At 60.9% G+C, this 12,669-nt stretch carries 7 protein-coding genes; 6 read left to right on the top strand and 1 reads right to left on the bottom strand.

The features are described 5' to 3' along the window. Positions 1 to 22: 22 nt before the first annotated feature. The 6 genes from R3F00_RS14160 (at position 23) to R3F00_RS14135 (ending at position 11,119) form a co-directional block, all read left to right on the top strand. Positions 23 to 1,132 carry an MBL fold metallo-hydrolase gene (locus R3F00_RS14160; protein ID WP_371282452.1) on the top strand — a complete coding sequence of 370 codons (1,110 nt, stop codon included), beginning with the start codon at positions 23 to 25 and terminating at the stop codon, positions 1,130 to 1,132. A 335-nt stretch (positions 1,133 to 1,467) separates the two neighbouring features. Next, complete coding sequence (locus R3F00_RS14155) at positions 1,468 to 4,050, top strand: hypothetical protein (RefSeq protein ID WP_371282451.1); 2,583 nt, start codon at positions 1,468 to 1,470, stop codon at positions 4,048 to 4,050. Positions 4,051 to 4,246: 196 nt separating this feature from the next. Further along, entirely contained in the window at positions 4,247 to 5,905 is a 1,659-nt protein-coding gene (locus tag R3F00_RS14150; RefSeq protein WP_371282450.1) for a 7TM diverse intracellular signaling domain-containing protein, read from the top strand. Between the two features lie 157 nt (positions 5,906 to 6,062). Next, positions 6,063 to 8,033: a TonB-dependent receptor gene (locus R3F00_RS14145; RefSeq protein ID WP_371282449.1), complete on the top strand. Its 1,971-nt coding sequence runs from the start codon at positions 6,063 to 6,065 to the stop codon at positions 8,031 to 8,033. A gap of 625 nt (positions 8,034 to 8,658) precedes the next feature. Then, a complete protein-coding gene (locus tag R3F00_RS14140; protein ID WP_371282448.1) occupies positions 8,659 to 9,444 on the top strand; it encodes a DUF2189 domain-containing protein in 786 nt (261 codons plus the stop codon). A gap of 238 nt (positions 9,445 to 9,682) precedes the next feature. Then, positions 9,683 to 11,119, top strand: a complete 1,437-nt coding sequence (locus tag R3F00_RS14135; RefSeq protein ID WP_371282447.1) for a hypothetical protein — start codon at positions 9,683 to 9,685, stop codon at positions 11,117 to 11,119. 77 nt (positions 11,120 to 11,196) lie between these two features. Here R3F00_RS14135 and R3F00_RS14130 read toward each other — a convergent pair whose 3' ends face one another. After that, positions 11,197 to 12,321, bottom strand: a complete 1,125-nt coding sequence (locus tag R3F00_RS14130; protein ID WP_371282446.1) for a DUF2855 family protein — start codon at positions 12,319 to 12,321, stop codon at positions 11,197 to 11,199. Between the last annotated feature and the right edge of the window lie 348 nt (positions 12,322 to 12,669).

Raw genomic sequence — 12,669 nt, 5'->3', positions numbered from 1 at the left:
TGGGATGCCGGCGGCTTCCAGCATGAAGACTGTATCCGAATCGGGAATGACGGACGACTTCGCCGCTGACGCGAATGCGGCATACTGGGACGTGGCGTCTCGGAGGCATTCACGCATGCGGCTTTGCCGTGCAACAGCAACACTGCTTGCGTTCCTGCTCGCACCTGTCGCCCTGGCGAACACGAAGCAGGATGCAACACCACCATCGCGATGCGCGGTCGAGATTCTCGTCCTGGGGATTGCGCAGGATGCCGGCATCCCGCAAATCGGACAGCGCAGCGATTCCGCATGGGACGATCATGCCAACTTGCGGCCCGAATACGCGAGGCTGGCCACTTCTCTGGCCCTGCTCGACCATCGTAGCGGCAAGCGCTACCTGTTCGAGGCCACGCCCGACCTCAGACAGCAACTGCAGCGACTCGATCTGCACGCAGCGGGCACGACCGCGGGATTGGCCATTGACGGTATTTTCCTGACCCATGCGCATATCGGCCACTATGCCGGCTTGATGTTCCTTGGCCACGAATCGGCTGGAGCGAGCGGCGTACCAGTCCATGCGATGCCGCGCATGCTCGCCTTCCTGAAGAACAACGGCCCCTGGCAACAGTTGGCAAGCTTCGGAAACATCACGCTTCGACCCATGCAGGACAATGTCGCGGTATCCCTGGGCGAAGCGCTCCGGGTCATTCCGCATCGGGTGCCGCATCGCGACGAATATTCCGAGACAGTCGGATTCAGCATCGAGGGACCAGGCGCCGCCGTGCTGTTCATTCCGGATATCGACAGTTGGGCACGCTGGCAGGACGAGTATGGCCAGAGCATCGAGGATCAGATCCTCCGCCACGACGTGGCCTATCTGGACGCGACCTTCTACGATGACAATGAGCTGCCCGGCCGCGACATGTCGGCCATCCCGCATCCGCGCATCGCGGCGATGATGGAGCAGTTTGACGCCCTGCCCTCCGAGCAGCGCAGCAAGGTACGCTTCATCCATCTGAATCATTCGAATCCGGCTCGCTACGCCGACTCGGCCGCCAGCAAGGCCATCCGCAAACGCGGCTATCGGGTGGCACGCGAGGGAGAGTCGACCTGTCTCGCAGCCGCTCCTGCTCCGCTACACCCGGAATCGTGAATCGCCAGGAGACACGCTCCCCTGATGAAGGCAGAGACTGATCCGAGCCGGTGGAGCCCGCTTCCAATTCAGATTGGACGATAACGGGACCGAGACCCCCTTCGCGAGCAGCCAGGCGCATGCGGCACGCAATGTTACGGGGCCGTCACAAATCAATGATCTTCGTTTCCAAACCTGCCAGTTCGAGCGCCTGCGCGACCTCGAGAATTGGCCGCAGACTCGCTACTCCACATGCTAGAATTTTGCGACAAATGCGATCAATCGGCGGGCCCTGCCTGGATCCTGGCTGGCATCGTCGTTGACCCGGTCCGGTTTCCATCAAGGAGGTCTGATTCATGCGTTCGCTGGCGAATCCACTGTTCACCCGTTGCCTGATCCTGCTCTGTGGACTGCTGTTTTCCACGACAATCCTGGCCCAGTCCGCCGACGGTGCTCCAAGGACGATTGACGATCGCCCCTGGCCACACCAGTACACGATAGACGGAACCTCGTTCACGCTCTACTACCCGCAAGTCGACGCATTCAGCGGCAACCGGCTCAGTGGGCGCATGGCCATGGCGGTCAAGACCGGCACGGTCACCGGCAAGGACGGCAAGACACAGGACAAGCTGTCCTACGGAGGCATCTGGTTTGAGGCGCGCACTGAAACCGACAAGGAATCGCGCGAAGTGGTGCTTGACGATTTTCGCATCAAGCAAGCGAAATTCCCGACCGATGCCGACAACCAGGAAAAATACCTCGCACTGGCCAGAAAGATCATCCCGGGCATTCCAACGATTGTCAGCCTCGATCATGTGGAAGCGGCACTCGCAATCAAGAACAACAAGGCGGCCGCCAATCAACCCGTCGAGAATTCGCCGCCAACGATCATCTTCGCCTTTGATCCGTCCTTCCTCGTCAACATCCAGGGCCAACCGGCCTTGCGCAAGACGGAAAGCGCAGGCGTGGAGCGCGTCATCAACACCAAGTCGCTGCTGCTGCGCGCCGATGACACGTTCTATCTGCGCTTCGCCGATCATTGGGCCAGTTCTGCAGCACTCGCAGGCCCCTGGGTCGAAGCGGCAACCGTTCCTCAAGCGGTCACCGACGCCATGCACGCTGCGGTAGGCGCGAAGCGGGTCGACGTCATGGATCATCCGCACGGCGACATCAAGCAATGGCTGGCCGAAGGCAAGTTCCCAGGCGTGTATGTGGCGACGTCACCCACCGAGTTGATCGTCTCCAGCGGCGAGCCGACCTTCACGCCGATTCCGGATACCCAACTCCAGTACATGGACAACACCAATGCGGACGTGTTCATTGACGGCAGCGCCGACAATGCCTGGTATGTGCTGATATCGGGACGCTGGTTCACCTCGGAATCCAGCAAGGGGCCATGGAGCTTCGTGGCTGGCGACTCGCTTCCGGCGGATTTCGCCCAGATTCCTTCTGACAGTCCGAAGAGCGCCGTGCTTGCATCGATTCCTGGCACGCCGGAAGCCAGGGAGTCCCTGGTCGCAAACTCGATTCCGCAGACTGCCACGATCCATCGCTCGCAGGCGAACTTCAAGGCAACTTACGACGGCGCACCCAGATTCGAATCGATCAGCGGCACCGATCTCAGGTATGCGGTCAATTCACCATCGGCCATCATCGAAATCAATTCGAACAGCTACTACGCAGTCGACAAGGGCGCCTGGTTCAGCGGACCGACCGCGAATGGACCCTGGACCGTCACCGACACCGTGCCCGCCGCCATCTACACTATTCCGACCAGCTCACCCCTGCACTACGTGACCTATGTCCAGGTCTATGGCAGCAAGGGTGATGACGTCTACGTCGGCTACACGCCGGGCTACTACGGAACCGTTGTCAGCAACAATGTCGTGGTCTACGGAACCGGCTATTCCTGCACCGCCTGGGTCGGCACCTACTGGTATGGCTGCCCGGTAACCTATGGACTGGGAACGGCGTTTGGCTGGAGCCCGTACACCGGATGGGGCTTTGCATGGGGCTGGGGCTACAACCCGTGGTACTACCCGTGGTGGGGCCCGTTCGGCTGGGGCTACGCTGCGGCCTGGGGCTGGGGTTGGGGCGGTGGCTATTGGGGTTATCCCGGCGTCTGGGCCGGCGCAGCCGCTTTCAATGTCTACGGCAGCTGGGGAAATCATGTCGTCAGTGGTACAGGGGCGGCATGGGCCAACCCGTGGACGGGCAACTACGGCCGCGGTTTCGCCGGCAACACGTACAACAGCCGAACTGGCGCGCAAGGCTATGTCCAGGGCGGACGCAACTACAACGCCTACACCGGCAACCTCAGTTCGCGCGCACGCGGAACTTCCTACAATCCGAACACCGGTCGCGTGTCCGCCGGCGGCGAGACATCGGTGCGCAATGCCTATACCGGCAGTGGCGCCGCACGGGCCGGTGGCACGACATTCAATCCGGGCAATGATCGCCTGACCTCCGCAGCGGGCGGCGCCGCCTACAACCGCAACTCTGCCGTAGCCGGCGGCGCGTTCCGTTCGCAGGGGCCCGGTGGAAACGTATCCGGCATCGGCGGTGCCAGCTACGACCGCAATACCGGTGAACTCAACTCGGGCGGCATCATCCATTCAAACAGCGGCACCTACGTCGACCACAACGGAAATGTTTACCAGCATGATTCCAGTGGCTGGTCGCAGCACGGCTCCGACGGGCTGCTGAGCCCTTCGCGGAACTCGCCGGCCGATGGTGGCGTTGTCCGCGATGACCTCGCCAATAGTCGCGGCTTCGAACGTGGCGGCGGCTTCGGCGGTGGCGACCGCTTCGGCGGTGGCGGCGGCTTCGGCGATGGCGGGCGCTTTGGCGGCGGCGGTTTCGATCGTGGCGCGTTCGGCGGCGGCTTCCGCGGTGGCATGGGCGGGTTCCGTGGAGGTGGTTTCCGCGGAAGGCGCTGATCTGAAACGCCAGGCTGCCGCATTGCACAGCGGCAGCCTGGCCAGTTGCGGGGCGGTTTTCTTCAACCGGCATGGATCGCAGCGAGCCGACTATCCCGGCGTCCCGGACTGCTACCCTAGGGCAACGCGACCGCCACAGGGGAGCAGAAGCAGCGAAATGTGCCGGCACTGGACGCGAATACAGCTCGTGCTGCTGATGTTGTCGATTGCAGCGTCCGCGTTTGCGGGCGAACCGCCGACGAGGGTCGATCGCGACTTGTCGCACATGACCGCGATTCCCGACCTGCAGGTGCTTGAGGATCCCGGCGGCGTGCTGGATCTTGACCAGGTCCGCAACTCCGACGCCTTTGGCCCGGCCCCTGCCGTGGGCACGAATTTCGGCTTTACCCATTCCACCTGGTGGATACGCTTCTCACTGGCCAATCCTGCATCGGGTGATCGCCACGTCCTGCTGCGTGAAGACTATCCGCTGCTCGATTACCTCGATCTCTGGGCTCCGGACGGCAAAGGCGGCTGGCGCCATATAGCGACAGGCGACCGCACACCATTCTCGAGTCGTGAAATCGATCATCGCGACTTCCTCTTCGACCTTGAGGTGCCCGCTGGCAGCGAGCGCACCTTTTATCTGCGTGCGCAATCCGGCGGCCCGGTCGACCTGAGCCTCAGCCTGAACGACACCAGCAGCCTGATTTCCAAACTCAGTACAGAGCAGCTTGCCTTTGGCGCCTACTACGGCGGCTTCATCGTGCTTGTGCTGTACAACTTCTTCATTTTCCTGGTCGTTCGCGATCGCGCATTCGTCTACTACCTGCTCTACGCGGCAAGCTACGGGCTCTACTTCGCCATTCACAACGGCCTGGCTTTCCAGTTTCTCTGGCCAGACAGCCCGAATTGGGCCAATCAGGCATTGCTGGTGATGTTGTCGCTCACGCTGGTGTTCGGCATGCAGTTCACTCGCACGTTCCTCGACAGCGCAAGCATGGCCCCAAGGCTCGACAGACTTGCGATCGCTACGCAAGGCCTGGCCGTGCTCGGACTCCTCGCCTCCTTTCTTGTGCCGTATGCGGTTCTCATTCTGCCGATCTCGGTGCTGACGATCGCGGTCACCGCATTGATCCTGCTCCTGGGCACGCTGGGCCTGGTCAAGGGCTACAAACCTGCCCGCTTCTTCATGATCGCCTGGGCCATGCTGCTGGTCGGCGTTCTTGCCTACATGCTCAAGGTATTTGGCCTCCTGCCGCATAATCTGCTTACGCAAAATGGATTCCAGGCCGGTTCTCTGGTTGAAATGGTGCTTCTCTCCCTCGCTCTCGCCAGCCGGGTTCGCGAGCTTCAGCGCCAGAGTCGCACCGATACGCTGACGCGCGTACCCAACCGTCGCCACTTCGATGAAGTGGCTGCTTCGGAGTTCGAACGTGCGCGCCGTACCAACGGCGCCCTCTCGCTGCTGGTTGTCGATATCGACAACTTCAAGCAGTTCAACGATCGTCACGGGCATGCCCGGGGCGATCAGGTGCTGCGCAAGGTCGCCGAACAACTCGGCAATGGCGTACGCCGCGGCGATCATGTCTGCCGCTTCGGCGGCGAAGAGTTTGCACTGATACTGCCAGGCACGGATGGCAATGAAGCGATGCGGGTGGCCGAGTCGCTGCGCGTCATGATCGAGGAGTCCTGCCTGTCCGAGGAGCGTGTAACGATCAGCGTGGGCACGTCGAGCACCCGTGACCACCCCTTTGCCAGCCTGGATGAACTTTTCAATGCAGCCGATCGCGCGCTCTATCGCGCCAAGAATCTTGGCCGCAACAGGGTCGAACGGCATGCGGCTGCGGACGCAGCCGGTCGGGAGTCGACCTGACCCCGGTTCGCCGTTGCCTCGGCGCCCCTTTCATCCCATTGAGCCTGCAGGACCATCACGATATCCGTCTCCCGGCGGATCTTGCCGCACGGACTTTTAACTAGACTCGGGAGTCTTGCCATCCCGATCGGGATACGGGCGATCCTGGAAAACACTCATGTCTTCAGCTCTTCGGCGCAGCACACTGGCTGCCGCAACCAGCACCGCAATCCTGTTCACGATGCCCGTGCTGGGTCAGGAAAACTCCGGCAATGAGGCGGAAGCTCGCGAAGAGGAGAAAGCGGAGGCCTATTTGCAGACCTCCCGAGATCCTCTGATGCAGGACACGCCATGGACGACCGATGCGATTCGCGTCACTGCGCGTGGAACCGCCAACGACTGGCCGTCTGCACTGGCCACCGACGTCATCACCTACGAAAACGCGGTCGCTGCCCCGGCGGATTTCCAGGATCTGGTCACTCGCATTCCTGGAATTGGCGTCACCGGCCAGAATGGCCTGTTCGAGACTTTCTCGATCCGCGGAAGCGGTGCCAATGGAATTCTCATCCTGTTCGGCGGCATGCCCCTTACAGCGCAACGCCGTGCGGGAATTCCTGTGGCGTTCGCGGAACCCATCCTGCTTGGCGACATCAACGCCACGCGCGGTCCCGCCGTGGTTCATTTCGGCGCCGGAGCCTTGGGCGGTGCCATTTCAATAGAGCCGCGCTGGTTCAATACCACCGTAGTAGACGCGGGCTATGCCACATCCGGCAATGAGTCCATCATCGCGGGCGCTACCGGTTCGGAGAGCTTCTCCATTGCCGCTGCACGTCACCGGGCGGGAGACAGCGAAGCGCCGAATGGCACCCCGCTCAATACCGGCTACACCCGCGAGAGCGCAACCTTGCAGTTCCGCACCCAGCTCGGCGGCTTTGACCTCGACGCTTTGCTGTTGCCCTCGCGCACGGAAAACATCGGCAAGTCGAATATTCGCTATCCAACCCGAGACACGACCTACCCGGAAGACAGCCACACCCTTGGCCGCATTCGCCTGCGCAACGATTCCGGATTCGAAGCGAGCGTGCATGCGCACCAGCAGTATCTCGGCACCTACAACCAGCGACCGAACACGCCTGACACATTTGCAGCAGTCAGCAGTACGGATTTTGCCGGAAACGTCCAGCAGACATTCGTGACCGGAGACTTCACCAACAACATCGGCCTGGAGTATCTGGGCCGGCGGGACGTGGATGCCTACGACGCCAGGGGCAACGTTCACAACCGCACCTACTCGCTCAAGAACGGCGAAGAGAATGCACTGTCCCTGTTCGCCCTGACCGACTGGCGTGTCGCTTCCGATTTCGGCTTTGAATTTGGCGCACGCACGACCTCGATCGAGCAGGAGCAGGCATCCGCCCGTTCCAGCGATTCGGGAACGGCGTTCACCGCAGGCGCAATCTGGACACCGGGGCGATGGAGTCGATTCACTCTGAACGTGGCCTCGGGATATCGCTTCCCGACGCTTGAAGAGCGTTTCTATACCGGCGTTACCGCCCAGGGCGAGATCCTCGGGAATCCCGATCTCGGTACCGAATACTCTCTGGCTATCGACCTTGGCTACTCCCTGAACGCCGGCAACTGGTCGGGCGAAGCGCATCTGTGGCGCAGCAATGTCGATGACCTGATCCAGTTGATCGAAGTCTCCCCGGATCTGAATGGCTACACCAACGTCGGCAAGGCCAAATTGCATGGCGTCGAGGCTGCGCTGTCCTGGATGCCCACCGACGCACTGACACTGCGCACGACCGCCACCTACGTGCGCGGCACCGATGAGCGCAGTGGTGATCCGCTGTATGGCATTCCGCCAGTCAATGCGGACATCGAGGCCCACTACAAGGCCGGGAACTGGGACGCCAGCCTGCGCTATACGCACAACTGGGCTTTCGACCGCCCGGGTTTCGAGGAACTGGAGCGCGACTCGGTCAATATCGTCGACGCGGATTTCCGCTACTACTTCACGCCGAACTTCAACATGCAGGTGTTCATCAGGAATGCCTTCGACGAACTGTACTTCGCGACCGCGGACGAGCTGTCGACGTATGCACCCGAACGCTCGGTGGGCATCAACCTGCACTGGTCGATGAACTAGGGCAACGCTGACCAAGTGGCACAACCGTCGTGGCATTCAGAAGGTCTGCCAGTCGTGCTGCGAGGCGAAGTGAAGGCGGGTGGCCTTGGCAAGACTCGCGGTGCGGCTGGCGGGCCTTATGAAAGCCACCTGTTTCAGTAAAGAAACAATTGGTCAGGCGACGCCTGTCAGCGCGCAGCTCCTTGTTGCGCTGCCTTGAAGCGACTGCATGGATGCAGGAGGTAGAGCAACGCAGGAGCAGTTGCCGAGACGGCCGGTCCATCTGCGTCAGCGCGCCGCGATCTGCACGCAGACAGACGTCGTGACGGTTGCGCCACTTGTTTAGCGTTGCCCTGAGGTATCGGCATCCGACCTCAGTCGCGTGAGTCCCGTGCAGATACCGCGAAGTAGCTCCTGTTCCTCGCCGAATCAGATCCGGAGCAGGCTGACAGACCATGCGCATGGCGGATCCGGCCCCGACGGGAAGACACCGTTCGCACCGAGCCTGTAGTAGGGCGCTCCCAACTCACCCGGGACGGGAACGGTCGGTGGAGCAGCCCCGCTTGCCCTGCCGACGCGCCGCCTGTACTTTCGCGACTGTCCGATCCGATATGACTGGCTTGTTCCGGAAGCGAGGTAGTTGTTCGTGGCCGAGTCTTCAGCAAAGCAGGAATCCGATAACGACCCGGCGCAGCGCCCGTTTGTGGTCCCCTGTCGCGAGCTCGATCTCTCTGCACCCTGGCGCTGGCTGCAACTGGGCTGGCGCGATCTGCGCCGCGCTCCCGGCTTGAGCGCGCTCTTTGGTCTCGTCATCGTTCTGATCAGTGCTGCGATCTCCTGGCTGGCGTGGTCGCTCGGCCGCTTTGCGTTGCTGGCCACCCTGCTCTCCGGTTTCGTCTACGTGGCTCCGCTGATCGGGGTCGGCCTCTATGCTGTCAGCCGTTGCCTGCTGAATGACCGATCACCAGGAATAGCCGACTCGATGATCATCGTGCGCCGGGTTCTGGGACACGCAGGCATATTCGCCCTTGTCCAGTTTGTCATTGTGCTGATCTGGTCTCGGTCCGGAATGATGCTGACCGCATTCTTTCCAGACCAGCAAGGCGATCCCGGTCAGTTCATCGAGTTTCTGCTGGTTGGCTCGGCAGTCGGATCCATCTTCGCCGCGCTCACATTTTCCATTGCGGCATTTTCCCTGCCCATGATCGCTGATCGCAACGTCGACATGGTCACTGCATGCATCTCGAGCATCAATGCAGTACTTCGCAACAAGCTGGTCATGCTCGAATGGGCATTCATGCTGTGCGTGTTGACGGCGCTGGGATTCGCAACCGGGTTGCTGGGTCTCGGCCTGATCATGCCCTGGCTGGGCTACGCAACGTTCCATGCCTACCGCGAAACCATCGATGCATCGGAGTGGCCCGCGGCGTAGACAACCGGGGCTCATGCTGGCGACCTGCTGCTTTTGCTCAATACCCGACACGCTGCGTGCGGGCGGCGCTGCTGGCATCTTCAAAACTGTTGGCGCGGACTGCGCCAGACCGGGACGAAGATCAAGACAACCGCGAGCAGAGATTGGTCGGAAACCGACTCGCCAGGCACTCCAGACGATGATCGAGCGGTCGATCATTGGCTACACTGCCCGCTTGAACTTCATTCGGACAGCTGCGATGAGCGATGCAGACCACGACGACATGCCCGATTCAAGGCCGGAGCCGGCGCCTTCACGCCGCGTTGCCTTCGAGCAGTTGCGCGAACGCACCGATGAGCTGGAGCTGCTCATCTCCGGTATCAGCCTTCTGGCGCTGATCGCGCTGCCGAATTGGCTGCTCGATCGATGGGTCGGACTGGCCTTGCACCTCGATGGTGACCGGCTCGCAGTCGTGACGATGGCTTTTCCCCTGGCCATTGGCCTCAGCTATTCCTTGGCAGGTGCCTTCCTGCTGCACCTGGCGGTGCGTGCCTATTGGGTCGGGCTGATCGGGCTCAAGGCGGTCTTCCCCAGCGGCATCCGCTGGCAGAGCCTGCGCAATATCGGTCCGATCACCCGTGAATACTATCAGCAACGCATTGTCGATCTGGAGACTTCAATCCATGCTGCAGACAGGGCGGCCTCAATCATCTTTGCGACGATCAGTCTCATCGCCCTGTCTGTTCTGTGGGTGGGGCTGCTCCTTGTAGGAGTCATCCTGCTCGGCATGCTGGCCGGTTACCTGCTTTCGGTACACGAAGGAACTACCGATCAGATCGTCACTACGCTTGCGCTTTCCTTGATCACCATACCGTTATTGATCGTTGCACTCGATCGAGGCTCAGCATACTTGAGACCGCCCGACGCGATGCCACCGACCTGGCTGCGGCGGCTTCTGCGTCTCCTGATTGCCGTGCAATCCGCGCTGATGCCACAACGTCTGGTATTGCCTGTCCAGCTGTCACTTGAATCGAATCTGCCAAGACGAACATTTTCGCTCGCCTTCATGGTCATTCTCTTTTCAACAATAGCGATCGGCCTTGTCCAGCCACGTCTGGCGCGCGAGTTTGCCCCACTGGGGAACTACGAATACATGAGCGATTCGAACATCGAATCGGGGCTGCGATCGGCCAGCTATGAAAGCCTGCGCACCGATGCAGATCGACTTCTCTTCGTACCGATGATTCCGTCCGACCTGGTTTCGGATTCCTACCTGCGCGTCTTCCTGCCCTATGTGCCGGACAGGGATAACCACATCATTCGCAGCACCTGCGCAAGAGCAAACACGACAGAGGATCGCCAGCGCTGTCTCTCCGAAATGTGGATTGTTCGCCTCGATGACGTACCGGTAGATACCTCGACTTTTGTTGCGGCCGAGCGACGCGATCTTGGCTTGCGCGGAATTCAGGGATACGTTTCTCTGAATGGACTCAAACCCGGTGCGCATCGATTGACAGCCACCAGGCGGACAAACGGTATCGCGGCGGGCGACACCGCCGAAATGATCCATCAAATCCCGTTCTGGTTCGCGCCGCCCTATCAACTCGACCTTCCCATGGTTCCGGAGGCACCGAACCCGGCAGAGAAGAATCCTGTTTCCGCTGTCAGCGAGCCACCTGGCAAGCGAAACCCCTGATTCGGTTCCCGACTTGCGATGGCTCTTGCATCTGAAGCCAATGGCTGCCGGCTCCGCTGTCAGGCACTCCCGGGGCGTCAGTTGCCGTTTGCATCCAGACGCACGATATGACCTGCGCGCGGATCCATTCGGCCCGCCACAAGATCGGCTATCAATGCCTGCGCAGACTCGATTCCGTTGTGCTCGACAATTCTCATCCAGTCGTTGCCCGGGTCGCTGAGTTTCGCAATGAAACCACCCTCGGCTGCAGCAAAGCGCTCATTGAAGCCTGCCGGGCCCCAGTCTGCCGTGCGTTTGCGGATTTGCTCTGGAGCAAAGAAGAACTTTGGCGGCGGGCCGGACAGTTCACGCTGCCCTGCAGAGACCATCTCGCTGGTTTGCGTGAACCCGACAAGGCAGTCGTGGACCAATGCATTGCCAAAATGACGATGAATGCGGGAGCGCAGTTCAGGATCTCCGGAAAAATCCAGGTAAAGCGTATCCCCGTCGCTGTCGATTTCTTCAAGCTGATCGTACGAAAACGTTTGCGCGTAGCAGCCCAATGCGTCGACAAATTCCAGATTGGCCGCCGATGTCAGTGCCACCAGTTCCACGTCGGCGTGCTCGCTCAACCATGCCGCGGCACCATAGGCCGTCTTGCTGGAGGCACTGGATACCACCAGCCGCCTGGCCCCGAAAAACTGGTTGTCCTGCAGATAGTCGGCCAGCATCCACGACGTCACAAACAGTGGGCGCAACAGGGCCAGATAGTTCTCCAGATCCTGCGAGTACGCAGGATCGGCACTGCATCGTGTGTAGAAGTTGTAGGCAGAGGTCAGTGGCAGTCGATGCGGCATCGCATCGAAGAAACCTCGCGCATTGATCCGCTCGGGGCGCATGCGCAGAAGAGTGGCGATCGGGAAAAACCCGTAGAAGCGCTCGCCGCATTCGATCCCCGATACCGTGGACTCGACCACGTCGGCAAAACCCCACACCGGCATGTGCGCATGGTCCGAGTCGCCTGTCGGAAAAAACGACCAGTAGTGCAGTGGCGCCTCTCCAAAAGTCAGATACGTCACATTGTTGGTCGTGATTGAAAATCGCTCAATCTGCAGAGTGATCTCGCCCTCCTGCAACGGTGGCAGGGGTTCAACCTGCAGGCGCGACTTTTCGAGAGCGGCCTTGCTGGACTGCAGGCGAGCAAGCGTATTGAATTGAGCCATTCTGGATTCCGGAGTTTCGATCACCGAAGCTTACTGCCTTCGTGGTCATTTTCGGGAGCCGGCGGTCGAATCGTCCATTTCGAAACTCGGGGTGCCTGCGGGAGGGTGGAACGTCCCGGGCGCCACCAGACAGTCCGCAAGAATCGACACCCCCTAGGGCAACGCTGAACAAGTGGCGCGACGGCCATGGATGGCCGAAGTGCAGGAAACGCAGGAGCAGGTTCCAGCCAACCGTCACGACGTCTGTCTGCGTGCAGATTGCGGCGCGCTGGCGCAGACGGACCGGCCGTCTCGGCAACTGCTCCTGCGTTGCGAAGCACAGGGATGTGCGAGTGTCGCGAGCGCAGG

This window comes from Dokdonella sp., from assembly GCF_041395345.1.
In the GTDB taxonomy this organism is placed as follows: Bacteria; Pseudomonadota; Gammaproteobacteria; order Xanthomonadales; family Rhodanobacteraceae; genus Dokdonella.
Note: the sequence above shows the minus strand (reverse complement) of the source record. Positions and strands in the feature narration are given on the sequence as shown.

Coding starts and splice junctions, on each gene's coding strand:
- R3F00_RS14155 (WP_371282451.1), top strand. CDS start 1,468: ATGCGTTCGCTGGCGAATCCACTGTTCACCCGTTGCCTGATCCTGCTC.
- R3F00_RS14150 (WP_371282450.1), top strand. CDS start 4,247: ATGTTGTCGATTGCAGCGTCCGCGTTTGCGGGCGAACCGCCGACGAGG.
- R3F00_RS14130 (WP_371282446.1), bottom strand. CDS start 12,321: ATGGCTCAATTCAATACGCTTGCTCGCCTGCAGTCCAGCAAGGCCGCT.
- R3F00_RS14160 (WP_371282452.1), top strand. CDS start 23: ATGAAGACTGTATCCGAATCGGGAATGACGGACGACTTCGCCGCTGAC.
- R3F00_RS14145 (WP_371282449.1), top strand. CDS start 6,063: ATGTCTTCAGCTCTTCGGCGCAGCACACTGGCTGCCGCAACCAGCACC.
- R3F00_RS14135 (WP_371282447.1), top strand. CDS start 9,683: ATGAGCGATGCAGACCACGACGACATGCCCGATTCAAGGCCGGAGCCG.